At 71.9% G+C, this 20349-nt stretch carries 16 protein-coding genes; 11 read left to right on the forward strand and 5 right to left on the reverse strand.

The genetic code is table 11. The features are described 5' to 3' along the window. The first annotated feature begins 3 nt into the window (after positions 1 to 3). Positions 4 to 834 (forward strand): amino acid ABC transporter ATP-binding protein, encoded by an 831-nt coding sequence (locus QOM21_RS06075; protein WP_407548705.1) that lies wholly within the window; start codon positions 4 to 6, stop codon positions 832 to 834. 276 nt (positions 835 to 1110) lie between these two features. Continuing rightward, a complete protein-coding gene (locus QOM21_RS06080; protein ID WP_407548706.1) occupies positions 1111 to 1584 on the forward strand; it encodes a hypothetical protein in 474 nt (157 codons plus the stop codon). A 71-nt stretch (positions 1585 to 1655) separates the two neighbouring features. Here the strand turns inward: QOM21_RS06080 and QOM21_RS06085 are convergent, their stop codons facing one another. After that, positions 1656 to 2510, reverse strand: coding sequence for a hypothetical protein (locus QOM21_RS06085; protein ID WP_407548707.1), 855 nt, complete (start codon positions 2508 to 2510; stop codon positions 1656 to 1658). A gap of 135 nt (positions 2511 to 2645) precedes the next feature. Between QOM21_RS06085 and QOM21_RS06090 the strand changes: the two genes are divergently transcribed. Then, positions 2646 to 3611 carry an acetylxylan esterase gene (locus QOM21_RS06090; protein ID WP_407548708.1) on the forward strand — a complete coding sequence of 322 codons (966 nt, stop codon included), beginning with the start codon at positions 2646 to 2648 and terminating at the stop codon, positions 3609 to 3611. 15 nt (positions 3612 to 3626) lie between these two features. Here QOM21_RS06090 and xylA read toward each other — a convergent pair whose 3' ends face one another. Further along, positions 3627 to 4790: a xylose isomerase gene (gene xylA / locus QOM21_RS06095; RefSeq protein ID WP_407548709.1), complete on the reverse strand. Its 1164-nt coding sequence runs from the start codon at positions 4788 to 4790 to the stop codon at positions 3627 to 3629. A 130-nt stretch (positions 4791 to 4920) separates the two neighbouring features. Between xylA and xylB the strand changes: the two genes are divergently transcribed. From xylB to QOM21_RS06120, 5 genes are all read left to right on the forward strand, one after another. Continuing rightward, entirely contained in the window at positions 4921 to 6351 is a 1431-nt protein-coding gene (gene xylB / locus QOM21_RS06100; RefSeq protein ID WP_407548710.1) for a xylulokinase, read from the forward strand. Between the two features lie 95 nt (positions 6352 to 6446). Then, positions 6447 to 7772 (forward strand): ROK family protein, encoded by a 1326-nt coding sequence (locus QOM21_RS06105; protein WP_407548711.1) that lies wholly within the window; start codon positions 6447 to 6449, stop codon positions 7770 to 7772. 159 nt (positions 7773 to 7931) lie between these two features. Continuing rightward, positions 7932 to 9341 (forward strand): family 2B encapsulin nanocompartment shell protein, encoded by a 1410-nt coding sequence (locus QOM21_RS06110; RefSeq protein ID WP_407548712.1) that lies wholly within the window; start codon positions 7932 to 7934, stop codon positions 9339 to 9341. Positions 9342 to 9646: 305 nt separating this feature from the next. Next, the gene (locus QOM21_RS06115) at positions 9647 to 11062 is read left to right on the forward strand and encodes a family 2B encapsulin nanocompartment shell protein (RefSeq protein ID WP_407548713.1); all 1416 of its coding nucleotides are present in this window, start codon (positions 9647 to 9649) and stop codon (positions 11060 to 11062) included. Positions 11063 to 11302: 240 nt separating this feature from the next. Next, on the forward strand, positions 11303 to 11914 hold the full coding sequence (locus QOM21_RS06120) for an N-acetylmuramoyl-L-alanine amidase (protein ID WP_407548714.1): 612 nt from the start codon (positions 11303 to 11305) through the stop codon (positions 11912 to 11914). Between the two features lie 102 nt (positions 11915 to 12016). On the opposite strand, the gene QOM21_RS06125 is transcribed toward QOM21_RS06120, so the two are convergent. Next, positions 12017 to 12877 carry a phosphatidylinositol-specific phospholipase C/glycerophosphodiester phosphodiesterase family protein gene (locus QOM21_RS06125; RefSeq protein WP_407548715.1) on the reverse strand — a complete coding sequence of 287 codons (861 nt, stop codon included), beginning with the start codon at positions 12875 to 12877 and terminating at the stop codon, positions 12017 to 12019. Positions 12878 to 12943: 66 nt separating this feature from the next. Between QOM21_RS06125 and QOM21_RS06130 the strand changes: the two genes are divergently transcribed. Next, positions 12944 to 14185 (forward strand): phosphodiester glycosidase family protein, encoded by a 1242-nt coding sequence (locus tag QOM21_RS06130; protein ID WP_407548716.1) that lies wholly within the window; start codon positions 12944 to 12946, stop codon positions 14183 to 14185. A gap of 339 nt (positions 14186 to 14524) precedes the next feature. Here QOM21_RS06130 and QOM21_RS06135 read toward each other — a convergent pair whose 3' ends face one another. Beyond that, on the reverse strand, positions 14525 to 14719 hold the full coding sequence (locus tag QOM21_RS06135) for a hypothetical protein (protein ID WP_393891479.1): 195 nt from the start codon (positions 14717 to 14719) through the stop codon (positions 14525 to 14527). 327 nt (positions 14720 to 15046) lie between these two features. Here QOM21_RS06135 and QOM21_RS06140 point away from each other — a divergent pair, with 327 nt between their 5' ends. Both QOM21_RS06140 and lysX read left to right on the forward strand, forming a co-directional pair. After that, positions 15047 to 15559, forward strand: a complete 513-nt coding sequence (locus tag QOM21_RS06140; RefSeq protein ID WP_407548717.1) for an Ig-like domain-containing protein — start codon at positions 15047 to 15049, stop codon at positions 15557 to 15559. A gap of 277 nt (positions 15560 to 15836) precedes the next feature. Further along, positions 15837 to 19151 (forward strand): bifunctional lysylphosphatidylglycerol synthetase/lysine--tRNA ligase LysX, encoded by a 3315-nt coding sequence (lysX, locus tag QOM21_RS06145; RefSeq protein WP_407548718.1) that lies wholly within the window; start codon positions 15837 to 15839, stop codon positions 19149 to 19151. 117 nt (positions 19152 to 19268) lie between these two features. Here lysX and QOM21_RS06150 read toward each other — a convergent pair whose 3' ends face one another. After that, complete coding sequence (locus QOM21_RS06150) at positions 19269 to 20327, reverse strand: 2-hydroxyacid dehydrogenase (RefSeq protein ID WP_407548719.1); 1059 nt, start codon at positions 20325 to 20327, stop codon at positions 19269 to 19271. Positions 20328 to 20349 lie beyond the last annotated feature (22 nt).

The following is a 20349-nucleotide window of genomic DNA, read 5'->3' on the forward strand; positions in this document are numbered from 1 at the left end:
GGCATGAAGCAGGACAAGGCTCCGCAGGAATCCGGCGACGCGAAGGCCATCGATGTGCAAGGACTGCACAAGGCCTTCGGCGAGCTGGAGGTGCTGCGCGGGATCGACTTCTCGGTGGCGCGGGGTGAGGTGGTGTGTGTCATCGGGCCCTCGGGCTCGGGCAAGTCGACGCTGCTGCGCTGCGTGAATCTGCTGGAGGAGCCGAGCGCGGGCCGGGTCACGGTGGCCGGCACCGACGTCACCGACCCGGACGTGGACATCGATCGGGTCCGCCGCCGGATCGGCATGGTCTTCCAGTCCTTCAACCTCTTCCCGCACCTGACCGCGCTGGAGAACCTGACGATCGCCCAGCGGCGGGTGCTGCGGCGGGACCGCTCGGAGGCGGAGCGCATCGCCCGCACCAACCTCGAACGGGTGGGCCTGAGCGAGAAGGAGGCGTCCTACCCCGCGCAGCTGTCCGGCGGGCAGCAGCAGCGGGTGGCCATCGCCCGTGCGCTGTCCATGGACCCGCAGCTGATGCTCTTCGACGAGCCGACCTCGGCGCTGGACCCGGAGCTGGTCGGCGATGTGCTGGCGGTGATGCGGTCCCTGGCGGACGAGGGCATGACCATGCTCGTCGTCACGCACGAGATGAGCTTCGCGCGGGAGGTCGCCGACCGCGTGGTCTTCATGGACGGCGGAGTGATCGTCGAGGAAGGCACCCCGGAGCAGGTGGTGGGCGACCCGCAGCACGAGCGCACCAGGACGTTCCTCGCCCGCGTCCTCGACCCGGCGGCAGCCGAGGTCGGCGAGGTCGCGGACCCCGGAGCAGCCGGCAAACGCGTCGACCGCTGAGCGCGAATCGCATTCGACAGAACCAACATAGAGGTGTGCGGCGGGAGTTGCACGGATCGAGCAAGGGGTAGGTCGCCCCGGCCACCCGACCGTCGACGGCCCCGCCGCACACCCTGCTTCGGCGCACCGCAACCAGGTGGAGGCTGTCGGCCCCGGCTGTCGAGTGGGACTAATGGAGCATCTGACGATGTGGTGAATGCCGGCGCACGGCGGACGGCGACGTGATCGACTCCCCTCGTTCGTACTCACGTTCTTTCGTGCGAGGTGAAAACAACTTTGTCGAAACACACCTACGGGCTGACCACCGTAGCGATCTTCGGCGCCGTGCTTGCGGTGCTGCTGACCAGCACATCAGCGCAGGCCGGAACCGCGAGCAAAACGCTCAAGTGGCGGTGGAGCGCACAGGCCGATGGCGCTGTGTGCATGCTGAAGGCCGATGTCGCCGCGAAGCCCGTCAAGATCAAGGGGAAGTGGAAAGTCAGGGTCCGCGGGGGCTGGCTGGGCTGCAGCAAGGGCGTCGCGGTCGGCGGCGCCGACGGAAACCTGTCCGTCACTGCGAAGGGCCCCAACGGCAAGCGGTACGGCGGCACCACGGGGATCTGCCTGGACACGACGTGCGGCAAGACCGTCTATGTCCCGTACACCGGCCAGGGCACCTACCGCGCGATGGCCTACGTCACCAACGGCGGCTACCTGGTCAAGTACGGCCACGATCCGCAGGTCCGCCCCTACCGCAGCGTAAAGCGGTAACGACCGTCAGAGCGGCCCTGACCTTCGAGCGGTCAGGGCCGCCTCACGGGCGGAACGGGTGCCGACGCGGATCACGACAGCGGCTTGGTGAGCTTCTTCGTGGCGGTGCTGTTGCCCGCGAGGCTGCAGCTGACGGTCTTGATGCCGAGCTTGTAGCCGCTGATGTTGGGGAACTGGACGTAGGTCCCCTCCGCGGTGCCGGCGGGCTGGCGGGCCGCCTTGCTCTCCAGCTCCCGCTTGCACAGCGACGACGCCTCCGCCTTGATGGCGGCGCTGGTGGTGAAGCCGGAGCCCAGTCGGTGGGTGGTGACGACCTCGGCGTCGTGCGGGCCGTTGCAGGACGCCCGGTCGTTGTTGCCACCGCCGTCCGCCGGGCGGTCGAAGCAGTCGCCCACCTTCAGCTGGAAGAAGGGGATCTTGCCGTTGGACGGCGACGGCATCAGGCTCTCCATGTCCGTGCCGGTCGGCGTCGCGGACGCGGAGGGGTATCCGGACGGCGAGTTGGTGGCGCTCTCGGACGGGGTGGCGCCGGTGCTCGTACTGGCCACGGGCTGCGCGCGGTTCTTGCTGTCGTCGTCACCGCCGTTGGCGACCACCACGGCGACGATGACGGCGGCCACGACAACGACGCCGCCGCCGATGATCGCCGCGATCGTCTTGCCGCTGCCCCCACCGCCGGGCGGGGTGGGCGGCTGCTGCCAGCCACCGGGGCCGGCGGGTCCCGACGGTCCGCTGGGACCGTAGCCGCCTCCCGGGGGCGGGCCGTAGCCCCCGGCGGGCGGGCTGCCGGCCGGCGGGCCGTAGCCGCCCTGGCCGTAGCCCCCCTGGCCCTGACCGCTCTGGCCGTAGCCGCCGGCAGGCGGGCCGAAGCCACCCGAATTGTCGTGAGGTGGCTGGTTCGGCGGCGGGGGCGGAGGAAAGCTCATGGCAGAAATAATCGCTTCTTTATGGGGAGTCGGGAGGCACGGTGACCAACCTGGAACATTCACCGTCCGAAATATTCGGTATACGGGCGCGGTTGGCGTCAGTCGGTAAGTAACACTACGGCCCGGAGGAATTTCGTGTTCACCGACCTGCCCCTGGACGAGTTGCGCCGCTACCACCCACCGCTTCCCGAGCCGGCCGGATTCGACGCGTTCTGGCAGCGGACCCTCGCCGAGGCCCGCAGCCACGATCTGGCCCCGCGGTTCACCGAGGTCGATGCGGGGCTCGCCCTGCAGCGCACGTACGACGTGGAGTTCTCCGGCTTCGGCGGCCACCGCATCCGGGGCTGGTTCCTGCTCCCGCGGGAGGCGACGGAGCCGCTGCCATGCGTCGTGCAGTACATCGGCTACGGCGGCGGCCGGCTGCTGCCGCACGACTGGCTGCTGTGGCCGTCCGCGGGGTACGCGGCGCTGGTCATGGACACCCGCGGACAGAGCGGCCCCAACCGGCCCGGTGACACCCCCGATCCGGTCGGCTCCACCAACCCGGGCGTTCCCGGCAAAATGACCCAGGGGCTGCTGGACCCCCATGACTACTACTACCGCCGGTTGTTCACCGACGCGGTACGCGCCGTCGAGGTGGCCCGCGGGCACGCCGCGGTCGACCCAGGACGGATCGTGGTCGCCGGCGGCAGCCAGGGCGGCGCGTCCGCGCTCGCGGTGACGGGCCTGGTGCCGGACCTGGCGGGCGCGCTGATCGACGTGCCGTTCCTGACGGACATCCGGCGCGCGCTCGACGTCACCGACGAGGGGCCCTACGGCGAACTCGCCCGCTATTTCGCGGGCGAGCGCACCCGCATCGACACCGCACTGGACACCCTGGACCACTTCGACGGACTGAACTTCGCGACCCGCGCGAGCGCTCCCGCGCTGTTCGCGACGGCGCTGCGCGACCCGATCGTGCCGCCCTCCACCGGTTTCGCCGCCTACCACCACTACGCGGGCGAGAAGGACCTGCGGGTCTGGCGGTTCAACGCCCACGAGAGCGGCGGCGGGCAGCAGCGGGCGGCCGAGATCCGGTTCCTGCGCGAGCTGCTCGCCTGAGCGCACCGCAGGGGCTCAGGCGGCTCCCAGCAGGTGGTCGAGGGCCAGCTGGTCCAGATGCTCGAAGGCCATTCCCCGGGCGGCCGCCGCCTCGACGTCGAAGGACGCGAAGGCGGCGTCGTCCGCGAGCAGCCCGGCCAGTCCGTCGGCGGCGGTGGGGCGGCTCAGCTCGTCCAGACGCGCCGCGCGCAGCGCTTCCTGGACGGCCGGGTCGGCCCGGAAGGCCGCCGCGCGCTCCTTGAGCATCAGGTAGTTGCGCATGCAGCCGGCCGCCGAGGCCCAGACGCCGTCCAGGTCCTCGGTGCGCGGCGGCTTGAAGTCGAAGTGCCGCGGACCGTCGTACCCGGCCGTCTCCAGCAGGTCGACCAGCCAGAACGCGGACCTGAGGTCGCCGGCGCCGAAGCGCAGGTCCTGGTCGTACTTGATCCCGGTCTGGCCGTTGAGGTCGATGTGGAAGAGCTTGCCGGACCAGAGCGCCTGGGCGATGCCGTGCGGGAAGTTGAGCCCGGCCATCTGCTCGTGCCCGACCTCGGGGTTGACGCCGTAGAGCTCGGGGCGCTCCAGCCGCTCGATGAAGGCCAGGGCGTGGCCGACCGTGGGCAGCAGGATGTCGCCGCGCGGCTCGTTGGGCTTGGGCTCGATGGCGAACCTCAGGTCGTAGCCCTGCTCGACGACGTACTGGCCGAGGAGGTCGAACGCCTCCTTCATCCGGTCCAGGGCGGCCCGCACGTCCTTGGCCGCGCCCGACTCCGAGCCCTCCCTCCCGCCCCAGGCGACGTAGGTGTGGGCGCCCAGCTCGACGGCGAGGTCGATGTTGCGGATCGTCTTGCGCAGGGCGTAGCGGCGGACGTCGCGGTCGTTGGCGGTGAAGGCGCCGTCCTTGAAGACCGGGTGGGTGAAGAGGTTGGTCGTCGCCATCGGCACGACCATGCCGGTGGTGTCCAGGGCCTGCCGGAAGCGCTTGACCACGGCCTCGCGGTCGATGTCGCCGGAGCCGAACGGGATCAGGTCGTCGTCGTGGAAGGTCACCCCGTAGGCGCCCAGTTCGGCGAGCCGCTGGACGGACTCGACGGGGTCCAGGGCGCGGCGGGTGGCGTCCCCGAAGGGGTCCCGGCCCTGCCAGCCGACCGTCCACAGACCGAAGCTGAACTTGTCCTCGGGCGTGGGCTGATGACTCATCGCGGGCTCCCTCGGTCATTTCGTCAACGCTCTTTACAAATTCTGTCGCGGCCAAACTAATATGCGGCAGCACACCGGGGAACCCCCTGGGAGCGAGAGCGTGGAACAGCACCCGGCAAGGGAGAGCGCGATGGGCGCACAGTCAGCGGGACCGCTCGTCGTCGGCGTGGACAGCTCCACCCAGTCCACCAAGACGCTGGTCGTCGATGCGGAGACCGGGGAGGTGATCGCCCGGGGCCAGGCGCGGCACACCGTCAGCGGCGGCGACGGCAAGGAGAGCGACCCCCGCCAGTGGTGGCGGGCGCTGGGTGAGGCGCTGGACCAGTGCGGCGACGCCGCGCGCCAGGTCTCCGCCCTGTCCGTCGGCGGCCAGCAGCACGGCCTGGTCGCGCTGGACGCGGCGGGCGAGCCGGTGCGGCCCGCGCTGCTGTGGAACGACGTGCGGCCGGCCCCGCAGAGCGAGCGGCTGATCGAGGAGCTGGGCGGCGCCACGGCGTGGGCGGAGCGGGTCGGGAGCGTGCCGGGTCCCGCCTTCACGGTGGCCAAATGGGCCTGGCTGCGGGCCAACGAGCCAGCCGCGGCCGCCGCCACCGCCGCGGTACGGCTGCCGCACGACTACCTCACCCAGCGCCTCACCGGCCAGGGCGTCACCGACCGCGGTGACGCGTCGGGGACCGGCTGGTGGGCGTCATCGAGCGAGTCCTACGACGCGGAGATCCTGGAGCATGTGGGGCTGGCCCCGGGAGCGCTGCCCCGGGTCGCGCTCCCCGGCGAGGCCGCCGGCACCGTGCGGACCGACGAGCTGCCGCTCCCCCGGGGCGCGCTGGTGGCCGCCGGCACCGGCGACAACATGGCCGCCGCCCTGGGCCTGGGGCTGCGCCCCGGACAGCCGGTGCTGAGCCTGGGCACCTCCGGCACCGTCTACGCGGTCTCCGCACACCGGCCCGCCGACCCGACCGGCACCGTCGCGGGCTTCGCCGACGCGCGCGGCGACTGGCTGCCGCTGGCCTGCACCCTGAACTGCACGCTCGCCGTGGACCGGGTGGCGGCGCTCCTCGGCCGTGACCGCGAGGCGGTCGAGGCCGGTGGCGGCGCCGTGATGCTGCCCTTCCTCGACGGCGAGCGCACGCCGAACCTGCCCGGGGCGTCGGGCCTGCTGCACGGGCTCCGGCACGACACCACCGCCGGCCAGTTGCTCCAAGCGGCGTACGACGGCGCGGTGTTCACCCTGCTGCGGGCCCTGGACCGGGTGCTGGACGCGGACGCGGCGGCGGACACCCCACTGCTGCTGATCGGCGGCGGGGCGAAGGGCCGCGCCTGGCGGGAGACCGTACTGCGGCTGTCCGGCCGCCCGGTGCTGGTGCCCGACGCGCAGGAGCTGGTCGCGCTCGGCGCCGCGGCACAGGCGGCGGGCCTGCTGCTGGGCGAGGACCCGGCGGCGGTGGCGCGCCGTTGGGGAACGGCCAGGGGCGAGGAGTACGAGGCACGGGAGCGCGACGACGCGGCCCGCGACCGGCTGGCCGCGACCCTCGCCGACGGCGAGGCGCTCCTGCGGCGGTGACGCGCGCCCCTCCCCGTCGAGAACGCCACTCCCCCCCAAGCGATCCGATATCCGTCCTGCAGGCGAGCCTGCGCCGTCCGCCCGAGGAGACCACTGTGACCGCGTCCGGCGGCGACACCCAGCACGGCATACGCCGGCGCAATCTGGCGAGAGTGCTGCAGGCGGTGGCAGCCGAGGGCCCGCTCTCCCGGGCGGGCGCCGCGGCGCGGATCGGGGTGACCCGGGCCGGGGTCGCGCCGCTCGTGGACGAGTTGCTGCGGGCCGGTCTGCTGGTGGAGACCGGGCGGGCGGCTCCGAGCGGACGGGGCAGGCCGGGCAGCGAACTCGCGGTCAGCGACCGCGGGCCGGCCGGGATCGGGGCCGAGATCGGCGTCGACCACCTTGCCGTGTGCGCGGTCGACCTGCGCGGCCGGGTACGGGCGAGAGCGGCTACCGACGCCGCCAACCGGCACAGCGCGCCCGGTCCGGTGCTGCAGGAGCTGTCCGCGCTGCTCGCCGGAGTGGCGGCGCGGATCGCGGCGGAGGGTCTGTACCCGGCCGGTCTGACGGTGGCGGTACCCGGCCTGGTCGCCCGCGGAACGGCGACCGTCGTGCACGCCCCCAACCTCGGCTGGCGCGAGGTCGACCTCGCCCCGGCCCTCGCCACCGCGCTCACCCCGCCGCCCGTTCCGGCACCGGCCGATTCCCCCGGCGCCCCGGGCGGCTCCGGAGCGTCCATCCCGCTCGGCGTCGAGAACGAGGCGAATCTCGGCGCCCTGGCGGAACTGCGGCTGGGCGGCGGCCCGGACGGCCTCGCCCCGCCGCCGGACTTCGTGCATGTGTCGGCCGAGATCGGCATCGGCGCCGCGGTGGTGGTGGACGGCCAACTCCTGCGCGGCGCACGAGGGTTCGCGGGCGAACTGGGCCATGTGCCGGTCTACCCGGACGGCCTGCCCTGCGACTGCGGCGGCCGCGGCTGCCTGGAGCAGTACGCGGGCGAGGAGGCGGTGCTGCGCGCCGGGGGGCTCACCTCGGCGCGGGCGGCGGCCGAGCATCCCGGCCCCGGGGCGCGGGGCGCCCTGCTCGCGCGCCGGGCCGCCGCCGGAGACTCCGCGACCGTGAACGCACTGGCCGACGCGGGCACGGCACTGGGCATCGCGCTCGCCGGTACGGTGAACCTGCTCGACCCCCGGGCGGTGGTGCTCGGCGGCGCACTGACCCGGCTGGCGCCGTGGGTACTGCCTTCGCTGGAGCGGGAGTTGACACTCCGCACGACCGTCGCGACGACTCCCGACCGGCCCGGCCGCCCCGCGGTCGAGGTGTCCCGGCTGGGCGCCGACGGCCCGCTGCTCGGGGCCGCGCACACCGCGCTCCGGGCCGTTCTGGACGATCCGATCGATGCGTGCGCCCCGCCTCACTCTCCCCACGTCCGATTCCGCTAAACCTTTCCATGGAATGCTAATTCCATGCCACTCCATCGAGTGATTGTGTCGATAAAAAGAACACCACTATCTTCGGTTGAGCGGGCTGTCGCCGAACACCCTTGAAATGGGCCTTCGCGCCGGCTGCCCCGCACCGTTCGACGAGATAGGCGGAGCACTGTGACGATTGCCGAAGAGACGTTATCCGGAAGCGCTGAAGAGGCCTCTCAATCGAGTCTGAGCACCACCGCAGCGCGGAATTTGGCGACCACCACCAAAACCGCGCCGCAGATGCAGGGCATTTCTTCTCGCTGGCTGCTGCGGCTGCTGCCCTGGGTTCAGGTCTCCGGCGGCACCTATCGCGTCAACCGCCGGCTCACCCACACCGTCGGCGACGGGCGGATCGATTTCGACATCTCCGGCACCGACGTCGCGATCATCCCCGAGGAGCTCCGAGAGCTGCCCGCGCTGCGGGACTTCACCGACACCGAGGTGCTCGGCGCGCTCGCCGGGCGCTTCACCCAGCACGAGTACGCGCCGGGCGAGCTGATCACCGAGGCCGGCGCGGCCGGCGACCGGCTGGTGCTGATCGCCCACGGCAGGGTGGACCGCATCGGCACCGGCAAGTACGGCGACAACACCGCGCTGGAGGCGCTGGCCGGCGGCGACCACCTCGGTGACGAGGCGCTCACCAGCTCGGACGCGACCTGGCAGTACAGCTACCGCGCGGTGACGCGGGTGACCGTGATGTCGCTGCCGCGGCAAGCCGCGCGGGAGATCGCCGACCGGTCCCCCGAGCTGCGCGAGCACCTCGCCACGGCCGGCCGGGGGCCCGTGCTGCCGACGAACGCGAGCGGGGAATCGGCGGTCTCCGTCGCCTCGGGGCACCACGGCGAGGCCTCCCTCCCCGGGACGTTCGTCGACTACGACCTGGCTCCGCGCGAGTACGAACTCAGCGTCGCGCAAACGGTGCTGCGGACCCACACCAGGGTCGGCGACCTGTTCAACGACCCGATGAACCAGGTCGAGGAACAGCTCAAGCTGACCATCCAGGCGCTGCGCGAGCGCCAGGAACACGAAATGATCAACAACCGCGAGTTCGGGCTGCTGAACAACGTCGATCTCAAGCAGCGCATCCGTACCCGCTCCGGTCCTCCCACCCCCGACGACCTCGACGATCTGCTCGCGACGGTCTGGAAGGACCCGGGCTTCCTGCTCGCCCACCCCAAGGCGATCGCGGCGATCGGCCGGCAGTTCAGCGCCCACGGCCTGTACCCGACGGCGGTCGACTTCATGGGGCACTCGCTGCCGTCGTGGCGCGGCGTACCGATCTTCCCCTGCAACAAGATTCCGGTGACGCAGGAGCAGACGAGTTCCATTCTGCTGCTGCGCACCGGCGAGGAGAAGCAGGGCGTGGTCGGGCTGCACCAAGCCGGAATTCCCGATGAGTACGAGCCGAGCCTCTCGGTGCGTTACATGGGAATCGACGAGCGGGCAGTCATCAAATATCTGGTCAGCGCCTACTATTCGGCGGCCGTTCTGGTGCCGGACGCCATGGGTGTCCTCGAAGACGTGGAAATCGGCCACTGAATCGAACGCACGGGAAGGCACCTCGCCCAGCAGCCCGTGCGTCCACCGCCCCGGCCTCGGGATGCGGCGGTGCTCCGCCGGCACCGCCGCATCCCGGGCCCGGGCGGGGAGCCATCAGCCCCACCTTGAACGGGCTCCGCCCCTCGTGACTGCGGGCCCCTGCCCGCATCCGGCCACAGCAGCACCGTCGATCAGCGTGCCCGCGGACTCCGGCACGCCCCGGCCGAGTCCGCAACGCCCCTGGCACGCACAGCACTTCAGCACCTCAGCACCTCCAGCACTGACAAGAACAGGTGAACTTCTTCATGACCACATCGGTGGACCCGACGTCCGGCCCGCAGGCCTCCGACATCGAGCAGAACCGTTCCAGTCTGGACACCGCGGCGGCGCGGAAGCTCGCGACGACGACCAAGACCCCGCCACAGATGCAGGGGATCTCGTCCCGCTGGCTGCTGCGCGTCCTGCCCTGGACGCAGGTCTCCGGCGGTACGTACCGCGTCAACCGCCGCCTGACCCACACACTCGGCGACGGCCGGGTGGAGTTCGTCACGACCGGCGCCGAGGTCCGCGTGATCCCCGTGGAGCTGCGGGAGATCCCGCCGCTGCGCAGCTTCGAGGACACCGCGACGCTGGAAGCTCTGGCCGACCGGTTCGAGCAGGTGGAGTTCGCCCCCGGTGACGTCCTCGCCGAGCAGGGGCAGCCGACGGACCGCGTGCTGCTGATCGCGCACGGCAAGCTGAACCGGGTCGGCACGGGCAAGTACGGCAACGAGACGGTGCTGGGCGTGGTGGCCGACGGTGCCGCGCTCGGCGAGGCGGCTCTGCTCGGCTCGGACGCGGAGTGGGAGCAGACGATCCGGGCGGTCACCCGGGGCACGGCTCTGGCGCTGCCGCGCAGCGAGGTCGAGGAGGTCCTCGGCCGCTCGGAGGCGCTGCGCGACCATCTCGAAAGCTACCGCTCCGCGCAGGTGCCGGCGCAGAACAAGCACGGCGAGGCGGCCATCGACCTGTCCGCGGGCCATGTGGGCGAGACGGCCCTGCCGGGCACCTTCGTCGACTACGAGCGGGCGCCGCGCGAGTACGAACTCAGCGTCGCGCAGACCGTGTTGAAGATCCACTCGCGGGTCGCCGACCTTTACAACGACCCGATGAACCAGCTGGATCAGCAGCTGAGGCTGACCGTGGAGGCGCTGCGCGAGCGCCAGGAACACGAGATGATCAACAACCGCGAGTTCGGACTGCTGCACAACACCGATCTCAAGCAGCGCATCCACACCCGCAACGGCCCGCCCACCCCGGACGACCTCGACGAGCTGATCTCCAGGCGCCGCAAGACGCAGTTCCTGCTGGCCCACCCGAGGACGATCGCCGCGATCGGGCGGGAGTGGAACGCCCGCGGTATCTACCCGAGCGGCATGGAGATCGAGGGCACGCCGGTCCGCGCCTGGCGAGGCATTCCGCTGCTGCCGTGCAACAAGATCCCGATCAACCCGGACCAGACCAGCTCGATTCTCGCGATGCGTGTCGGCGAGGAGAACCAGGGCGTGATCGGCCTGCACCAGGTCGGCCTCCCGGACGAGTACCAGCCCGGCCTCTCGGTGCGCTTCATGGGCATCAACGAGCAGGCCGTCATCAACTACCTGGTCAGCGCCTACTACTCCGCGGCGGTGCTGGTGCCCGACGCGCTCGGCGTCCTGGAGGACGTGGAGATCGGTCACTGACCGGCGCGTGCCCCCTCCGGCGCACCCCGCGGCCCCCGCTCGGATTCCGAGCGGGGGCCGCGGTACCCGGGTGACGCCCGATCAGGTGTCTTTCGTTTCTGACCTGCGCCGTTCCGTCTTTGGTCGAGCCCATTGGCAGATCGCCCATTCCCTTGGCAGGGCCTGTCCGGTTGCGCATCATGAACGCATCGATGTGCGTGACATGTACGCGACCACCTACGGTCCTTGTCAGGAGTTCACATGGAGCCCGACCGCCATCACCCGGCCCGCCGGCGCCTGCTCACCGGTGCCGCCGCCCTCGCCGCGTCCACCGCGCTCGCCCCGCTCACGGCGGCCACCGCCCACGCCACCCCGTCCGGTACCTCGGGCTATCCCCCCACCCACTGGACTCCGGCCAGCACCTCCAACTACACCGCCGCCAACCGACCGACGCAGTACCCGGTCGATCTCGTCGTGGTGCATGTGACGCAGGAGACCTACGCCGACACCATCAAGCTCTTCCAGGACCCCGGCCACAAGGCCGCCGCGCACTACGTCGTGCGGTCCGACGACGGCTACATCGCCCAGTGCGTACGGGAGAAGGACGTCGCCTGGCACGCCGGCAACTGGGACCACAACACCCGGAGCATCGGCATCGAGCACGAGGGCTGGATCGACGACCCGACGTGGTTCACCGACACCCTGTACGAGCAGTCCGCGCTGCTGACCGCCGCCATCTGCAAGCGCTACGGCATCCCCAAGGACCGCGCGCACATCATCGGGCACGTCGAGGTGCCCGGCTCCGACCACACCGACCCCGGCCAGTTCTGGGACTGGGCGCACTACATGCAGCTGGTGACCGCCGCTCCCTGACGGGACGCCGGTCGGCTTCGCTCGCATACCGCGCACGCTGCGCGCCCCGCCGGCGGCGGCGCCCCTGCCGACGGCACCCGGCCGGGACGGCGGCAGGGGGCTTCAGCCCGTGGCGCGCAGGAAGCTCGCAAGGCCCGGCAGATCATCCGAGTTGAGGTGGTCGACCCCGGCGTCGAGCAGCGCCCGCCACACCGCCTCGCGCTCAGGTCCCGCCGTGTCCGGCGTCGCCCAGAAGCGCAGCCGGCGGCGCTCGGCGTGCGCGGCCGCCGCAAGCTGCCGCAGCCGGGCCCGTTCGTCCTGCGGCATCGGCCCGGCACCCTGCCAGCGAAAGGTATCGGTCCAGGACACGGAGACCAGCGGGAGGAAGGAGGCGGGCGCCGCGGCCCCCAAGTCCTCCGGCCGGCCGTCGTAGAAGGCATGGCGCACCCGCTCGGCCTCCATCGGGGCGCGAGCGGCGCGGTCACCTGAGACCACCGCGGTGACCGGCCCGCCGTGGACCCGGCCGGCGGTGCATCCGCTCAGCAGGTCGCGGTAGCGGTGCAACACCCGCGCCAGGGCGCGGTAGGTCGCGGCCCCGGCGGTCTTGATGTCGATCAGCAGCTGAAGCGAGAGGCGGTGCCCCCGGTAGACCGACCCGCCATTGGCGTGAATCCGCCGGCGAAGTGGGTCGAGATAGAGCGACTCCAAGGTGCGCGCGGGGTCGAGATCTGACTGCTCGTGGGCGACCAGAAGGTGGCCGCCGACGAGCCAGATGTCCGCCTCCACGCTGCCGAAGCCGTGGTCGAGGGCGTCCAGCAAGGGGCGGGGGTGCGCGTAGTCGTTGTGCGCGTGGGCGAGCCGCAGCGGCGTGGTACCGGCCGCGGCCGCGGCGCCGCGATCACGGGCGACGGCGGGCGCGGGCAGGCCCGCCGCGAGGGCGGACGCGATCGACACGACGACTGTACGGCGGGTGTGCAGATTCATGACATCTCCGGGCCATAGTGAATGACTTCGACACATGGGACAGTTGGCATGACGTCAGGGGGGCTCGTGAAGCTTCGATTCGGCCGGGTTCGCGCGGTACTGACAGTGCTGGTGGCGTGGGGCGTCGTGGTCGGCGGGGTGGCGGGCGGAGCGCCCGCCACCGCCGCGCCGGACACCCTCGACCGCTCGGATGCCGTGCCGGTGGCGCCCGGTGTGGAGTACGACGAATTCTGGATGACGGTGCCGCGCGGCACGGCGCACGGGCATCTGCTGACGGTCGATCTGGCCGATCCCCGGGTCTCGACGGACCTGCTGTATCCGGGGGCGGTCGGCGCGCGGTCGCCGGTGTCCGAACTGGCCGAGGCGCGAGACGCGGTGGGCGCGGTCAACGGCGACTTCTTCCACATCACCGAGACCCAGCACCCGGGCGTCGAACCGACCGGCGCCCCGGTCGGCCCCGCCGTCGCCTCCGGGCGGCGGCTGAAGGGCGCGGTGCCGAACGGCCAGCGGTTCGGTCCCGCGATGCCGCCCGGGGCCACCACCGAGGACGTCATCGGGGTGGGCCAGGACGGCCGGGCGCGGCTGGACCGGCTGGCGCTGCGCGGTGCGGTACGGACCCCCGAGGGGCAGCTGCCGCTGCGCGGGCTCAACCAGTACGCCCTGCCGGTGAACGGCATCGGGGCGTACACGGAGCGGTGGGGCCCGGCGTCGCGGGTGCGGGCGACCTGTGGCACGGACACGGACCGGGCGGCGCCGTGCAGCACACGGACCGCCGAGGTCACGGTCCGCAACGGACGGGTCGCGAGCGTCGAGGAACGGCCGGGCGGCGGCGGTGTCGAGGCGGGGAGCGTGGTGCTGGTGGGCCGCGAGGAAGGGGCGCGGCGGCTGAGCAAGCTACGTGTGGGTGAGCCGGTGGGTGTCAGCCACCGGCTCGTGGGCCGGAGCCCCGTACCGCTGCGGTTCGCGGTCGGCGGCTTCCCGATCGTCCGGGACGGGCAGCCGGTGTCCGGACTGGACACGGTCACCGCGACCGTCCGCACGGCCGCGGGCACCGGCGAGGGCGGCCGGGTGCTGTACCTCATGGCGCTCGACGGAGCGGTCGGTCAGGCCGGTCTGACCGTGCGGGAACTGGCCGAGCTGATGGCCCGGTTGGGGGCGCGGAACGCGCTGGACCTGGACGGCGGCGGCTCCTCCACGCTGGTCACCCGCGAGCCGTACGACCCGGAGGTCACCGTGCGCAACCATCCCTCGGGAGGAATCGAGCGGCCGGTGCCCAACGCGATCGGCGTCTTCTCGCACGACGACTGACGGGCCGCCCCGGGGCCACGACTGTCCGGTTCCCCTGAGCGGAGCGGTGTTCCCGAGAAGTTCGGCCGCGGTGGCGTCTGCCGTCCGTACGGCCTCAACTGCCGCAGATACGACGTAAACCGACGGATCCCGTACGCCCGCCGGCGCGCACGGTGCGGACTGGGGCGCAGAGCCGACGAGTTCGCCGCCGACTCCCGATCGGCGGCGGCACCCCCGGCCCGGTCGCGCCGCGACGCGACAGCGGACTCCGGAGCCACCAGGGTGCCGCCCCCATTGCCGACCTCTGCGAGCGTGCCGGACGGTGGCGGCCCGGCCCGCCGTTCCGGTACGCCGGGGTCGTCACGGGCGGACGCTGCTCACCACGTCCGCGGCGCCGGACAGCCCGTTGTGGATGTCGGGCGCGAGGCTGCTGCTCGCCAGGTAGAAGCCCAGCAGCCCGCACACCAGGGCATGCGAGAACTTCAGCTTCCCGCTGCGCAGAAAGATGACGGTCAAGATCACCAGCAGCACGACGACCGAAATGGAAATAGCCATGGCACACCCTCCTCGACCGCCGCCCGAACGGGCGGCAATGGGCGGCCAGTTTGGCGTATTTCAGGGTATGTCCGTTTGGAGTCCGGGTAGTCCGATCAGGTGATCACTGCGGGTCACCGGGTGGAGGGCGCCGTATTCCTGCGGCCACCGGCCGGCCGCCGGCAGCGCCGATGCGTCCTCGGCCGATGCCGACCCGGCCGCTCCGGCTCCGCGCACCCCGAACCGAAGTGGCGTGGATCACATCACTCCCTGCAACGAGGCATCGGGATCGGCCGTCTTAGCGAGCGACATCACCGCCGCATGTGTACTGCCGACCGAGAGCCGCCCATGATCTTGCTCCCCGCACTCCGCCCTTCGCGGCCCACCCCCCGGCTGCGCGCCACGCTCGCGCTGGTACCGCTGGCAGGTCTCGGCGCGCTCACGGCCTGCGGCGGCAGTGCGGCGTCGGCGTCCACGGGGCACACGGTGCAGGTGGGACTGGGTGCGGCGAGCGGCGCCAGGACGGTGCAGGCCGGGGACAGGCTCCGGGTGACCGCGGGCGGCGGGGTGCTGACGGACGTGACGGTGACCGACCCGAAGGGCCGGCAGCTGACCGGCCGGTTCGCGGAGCACGCGACGGTCTGGACCTCGGACGCCAGGACCGCGGCGGGCACCAAGTACTCCGTACTCGCCCGCACCAGGAACGACCGGGGCGACACCGGCGAGGCCAAGGAGTCGGTGACCACGGCCAGGACGGCGAGGTCCGAGGGGCAGCTGAGCGGCGTCGTCACCGGCGACCGGCACAGCACAGCGGTCCGCCGTCCGACGCCGGACGGGTCCGAGGGGCAGATCGGGCCATGAACACCGCGAGGGCAGCGCCCAGGGCACCCTGCGAGGTGAACTCCACCCGTCGCACCGATGGCCGCCGCCCGTGCACCGGCACGACCGATGCGGGCCCGCGGCGGCTGTATGGCAAAGTCCACGTGGGTGATCCGTACGGGGTCACCGGATCCTCCGTACGAGGGAAAGCCGGCGCGGCCACCGGGATCGGAGACTGGATGGTCGACCGGTTCCGATGGCGGAGCAAGAGCGCCCTCTCGTCGACCAGCTGACCGCTTTCAAAGCCTAATGTGACGGAATGAGCACCGTGCAGGACCAGGATCAACTTACGGGGTGGCCGCGCTTCCGGCGTCGTGTCCCCAATGGCTTCGCCATCGTCTTCAGCGTGTTGGGGCTCTTCTGCGCCCTGACGGCGCTGATCGGGCCTCTGCGGCGCGGCCTCCACCCGGTGATCTACTGGCTGGACACCCTTACCATCCCGGTGGCACCGAACTTCGCCTACGCGGCGTTCCTCTTCCTGCTCGCCGCGGCGATGACCGCGCGCAAACGGGTCGCCCTGTGGTTCGTCGTGGCCTACATGCTGCTGGTCTCGCTCGCCGACGCGCTGTTCCTGGCCGCGGGGTACTGGGAGTTCGCGTTCTCGCTGGTGCTCTGCGCCGGGGCGCTCCTGCTGCTGCTCGTCTCGCATCGTGAGTTCTACGCGATCACCCGGCGCGGGGCGTTCCTTCGGGCCACGCTGGTGCTGGCCGCCGGTCTGGTCGCCGCGGTGCTGATCGGCTGGGGCCTGGTGGCGCTGGCGCCCGGCTCGTTGGAGTCCGGCGGCGCCAACCGCCTGCTGTGGGCCGCCAACCGCGTCTGCGGCGGGCTGGTCGGCGGCCGGCTGATCGAGGGCCACCCGCCGCACTGGATCGTCACCGTGCTCGGTCTGCTCGGTGCGCTCGCACTGCTGAACGCCGCCGCCGCGCTGTTTCGTTCGCAGCGGATGGAGGCGGCGCTGCACGGCGACGAGGAGTCCCGGATCCGGGCGCTGCTGGCCCGGTACGGCAGCCAGGACTCCCTGGGCTACTTCGCCAGCCGTCGCGACAAGGCCGTGGTGTTCTCCCCCAGCGGCAAGGCCGCCGTCACCTACCGCGTCGAGGCCGGCGTCTGCCTGGCCAGCGGTGACCCGGTCGGTGACCGGGAAGCGTGGACACCCGCCATCGAGGCCTGGTTGGAGGTCGCAGGTCGTTACGGCTGGCAGCCCGCCGTGATGGGAGCGAGCGAGGACGGCGCCAAGGCGTTCGCGCGCAGCGGTCTGGGCGCGCTCCAACTCGGCGACGAGGCGATCCTGCACGTAGCGGGCTTCGACCTGGACGGCCGGGAGATGCGGGTGACCCGTCAGGCCGTGAACCGCGTGGAGCGCAGCGGCGCGACGTTCCGGGTGCGCCGCCACTCCGCGCTCTCCGACGAGGAGATGCAGGAGGTCATCCACCGCGCGGACGCCTGGCGCGACACCGAGACCGAGCGCGGCTTCTCGATGGCGCTGGACCGGCTGGGCGACCCGGAGGACGGCGACTGCCTGCTGGCCGAGGCGTTCGACGGCGACGGCAACATGATCGCGCTGCTGTCGTTCGTGCCGTGGGGCACCGACGGCATCTCGCTGGATGTGATGCGCCGCGACCGCAGCGCGCCCAACGGCGTCATGGAGTTCATGGTCGCCCGGCTGTGCGCCCAGGCGGGGCAGCTCGGCGTGCGGCGGATCTCGCTGAACTTCGCCGTCTTCAGGTCCGCCTTCGAGGAGGGCGCCCGGATCGGTGCGGGGCCGGTGCTGAAGTTCTGGCGCAAGCTGCTGCTGTTCTTCTCCAAGTGGTGGCAGCTGGAGGCCCTCTACCGCTCCAACGCGAAGTACAACCCCGAGTGGTACCCGCGGTTCCTGTGCTATGCCGACGCCGGTGCGCTCGCCCGGATCGGTCTGGCCTCCGGTATCGCCGAGGGCTTCGTGGCCGTACCGAGCCTGGGCAAGTTGTGGGGCAAGGGGCACAAGAAGCGGATGCTGGCCCCGGCGAGCACCGCGGGTCTGCCGTCGCTGCACGAACTGGGCCTGGTGCACACCCCCGCCACCGAGGAGGAGCAGCGGGCGCAGGAGCTGGCCGCGCTGCCCGAGCAGGTGCGGGTGCGCCACCGCAAGCTGGAGCGGCTGCGCGAGGACGGCACCGACCCGTATCCGGTCGGCGTGCAGCGCACGCACACGCTCGGTGAGGTGCGCGGGGAGCACCCGGACGTCGCGGCCGGTGACCGTACCGGGAAGACGGTGAGCGTCGCGGGACGGGTGCTGCTCACCCGTGACCACGGTGGTGTGCTCTTCGCGGTGCTGCGCGACTGGTCAGGCGATCTGCAGATCGCGCTGACCCGCGACGGCAGCGGCAGCGAACTGCTGGACCGCTTCGGGACGGACATCGACCTCGGTGACCACGTCGAGGCCGAGGGCGAGGTCGGCGCGAGCGATCGCGGTGAGCTGACGGTGTTCGTGACGGGGTGGCGGCTGACGGCGAAGTGCCTGCGCCCGCTGCCGGACAAGCGGCGCGGCCTGTCCGACCCCGAGGCCAAGGTCCGGCAGCGCTACGTGGACCTGGTGGTCTCGCCGGACGCGCGGGAGACGGTGCGGGCCCGCAGCACGGCGGTCCAGGCGCTGCGCCAGGGGCTGATCGACCGCGGGTATCTGGAGGTCGAGACGCCGATGCTCCAGCAGGTGCACGGCGGCGCCAACGCCCGGCCGTTCCACACCCATATCAATGCCTACGACCTGGATCTGTATCTGCGGATCGCGCCGGAGCTGTATCTCAAGCGGCTGTGCGTGGGCGGTATGGAGAAGGTCTTCGAGATGGGGCGGACGTTCCGCAACGAGGGCATCTCCTACAAGCACAACCCCGAGTTCACGATGCTGGAGGCGTACCAGGCGTTCGCCGACTACGACGTGATGCTCGATCTGACCCGTGAGCTGATCCAGAGCGCGGCGGTCGCGGCGTTCGGCAGTGCCACCGCCCGCAAGGCGGACGACAACGGGCGGCTCGTCGAGCACGACATCTCGGGGATCTGGCCGGTGAAGACCGTCTACGGCGCGATCTCGGAGGCGCTCGGCGAGGAGGTCGACGCGGACACCGACCCGCGGGTGCTGCGGCGGCTGTGCCACGCCTCCTCGGTGCCGGTGAAGCCGGAGATGAGCCGCGGTGACCTGGTGCTGGAGATGTACGAGCGGCTGGTGGAGGAGCGCACCACGCTGCCGACCTTCTACAAGGACTTCCCCACCGAGGTCTCCCCGCTGACCCGTCAGCACCGGCTCGACCCGCGGCTCGCCGAGCGCTGGGACCTGGTCGCCTTCGGCACCGAACTGGGCACCGCCTACTCGGAGTTGACCGACCCGGTGGAGCAGCGCCGACGGCTGACCGCGCAGTCGCTGCTGGCGGCCGGCGGTGACGTGGAGGCGATGGAGCTGGACGAGGACTTCCTCCAGGCCCTGGAGTACGCGATGCCGCCGACCGGTGGTCTGGGGATCGGCGTGGACCGGCTGGTCATGTTCCTCACCGGCCTGTCGATCCGCGAGACGCTGCCGTTCCCGCTGGTGCGGCGCCGCTGAGAGCGCGACCGGTGACGACCGCCCGCGGCCCCTCGAAGACGGGGCCGCGGGCGGTCGGCGTTCGCGGCGGGTGGCCGCGAGGCGATCCGACCGGCAACGGACGGAGGTGACGTGGCGTCAGTCGGCGGTGGCCGTGCGCCGGTCCAGTACCTCGGGGTTGGCGCAGTGCGTCAGCGGTTCGCCGCGCAGGTAGCGGCCGACCTCTTCGGCGACGATCCGTGCGGCCTTGTGCGCGACCTCCTGGCTGCCGCCCGCGATGTGCGGGGTGAGGACCACCCCGGGGACGGTCAGCAGCCGGGATCCGGCCGGCAGCGGCTCCTCGGGGAAGACGTCGAAGCCCGCTCCGGCGAGCTGCCCCGATTCCAGCGCGTCGCAGGCGGCGTCGTAGTCGAGCAGGGCACCCCGGGCGCAGTTGACCAGGACGGAGCCGCGCGGCATCGCGGCGATCTGCGCGCGGCCGATCATGCCCTTGGTCTCGTCGGTGACGCGGGCGTGCAGGGAGACGATGCGGGAGCGGCGGAGCAGGTCGTCGAGGGTGACCTGCTCGGCGATGCCGGCCAGTGCCTCGGGCCGCACGTAGGGGTCGTGGACGAGGACGTGGGCGCCCATGGCCGTGAGGACCTTGGCGACGCGGCTGCCGATGGCGCCGAATCCGATGAGCCCGACGGTGGCGCCGTCGATCTCGATGCCACAGTTGTCGTAGTCGTAGTAGTCGCCGCGCCAAGTGCCGCGGCGCAGGTCGGTGTGGGTGTCACCGACGCCGCGAGCGGCGGCGAGGAGCAGGGTGAGGGTGTGCTCCGCGGTGGCGGTGGCGTTGCGTCCCGGGGCGTTGCAGACCGCGACACCGTGCCGCGTGGCGGCGTGGAGGTTGGCGTTGACCGGGCCGCCGCGGCTGGTGCAGAACAGCTTCAGGTCGGGGCAGTGGGCGAGGATGCGCTCGGTGAGCGGGCCGTGCTCGGTGACGCAGATCTCGACGCCCTGGAGGGCCTCGATCATCTCGTCCTCGCTGCCGGATGCCTCGATGACCTCGCCGACCGGGCCGAACGGCGTGTGCGGCCAGGGGAATTGCAGCTCGCGGATGTCGAGTGGGGCGTCCCCGGCCGCGGTGCGCACGGCCTCGGCGAAGAGGCTCGGGCGGATGAAGTGGTTGCCGGCGGCGAGGACGGGGGTGCTCATGCGTGTTTCTCCTGAGGTGGCG

It is taken from the genome of Streptomyces sp. Pv4-95, from assembly GCF_045782725.1.
Lineage (GTDB): Bacteria > Actinomycetota > Actinomycetes > Streptomycetales > Streptomycetaceae > Streptomyces.

Excerpts from the sequence above, each read along its gene's own strand:
- xylA (WP_407548709.1), bottom strand. The coding sequence starts at position 4,790 with ATGAGTCATCAGCCCACGCCCGAGGACAAGTTCAGCTTCGGTCTGTGG.
- xylB (WP_407548710.1), top strand. The coding sequence starts at position 4,921 with ATGGGCGCACAGTCAGCGGGACCGCTCGTCGTCGGCGTGGACAGCTCC.
- QOM21_RS06075 (WP_407548705.1), top strand. The coding sequence starts at position 4 with ATGAAGCAGGACAAGGCTCCGCAGGAATCCGGCGACGCGAAGGCCATC.
- QOM21_RS06120 (WP_407548714.1), top strand. The coding sequence starts at position 11,303 with ATGGAGCCCGACCGCCATCACCCGGCCCGCCGGCGCCTGCTCACCGGT.
- QOM21_RS06085 (WP_407548707.1), bottom strand. The coding sequence starts at position 2,510 with ATGAGCTTTCCTCCGCCCCCGCCGCCGAACCAGCCACCTCACGACAAT.
- QOM21_RS06115 (WP_407548713.1), top strand. The coding sequence starts at position 9,647 with ATGACCACATCGGTGGACCCGACGTCCGGCCCGCAGGCCTCCGACATC.
- QOM21_RS06150 (WP_407548719.1), bottom strand. The coding sequence starts at position 20,327 with ATGAGCACCCCCGTCCTCGCCGCCGGCAACCACTTCATCCGCCCGAGC.
- QOM21_RS06125 (WP_407548715.1), bottom strand. The coding sequence starts at position 12,877 with ATGAATCTGCACACCCGCCGTACAGTCGTCGTGTCGATCGCGTCCGCC.
- lysX (WP_407548718.1), top strand. The coding sequence starts at position 15,837 with ATGAGCACCGTGCAGGACCAGGATCAACTTACGGGGTGGCCGCGCTTC.
- QOM21_RS06135 (WP_393891479.1), bottom strand. The coding sequence starts at position 14,719 with ATGGCTATTTCCATTTCGGTCGTCGTGCTGCTGGTGATCTTGACCGTC.
- QOM21_RS06140 (WP_407548717.1), top strand. The coding sequence starts at position 15,047 with ATGATCTTGCTCCCCGCACTCCGCCCTTCGCGGCCCACCCCCCGGCTG.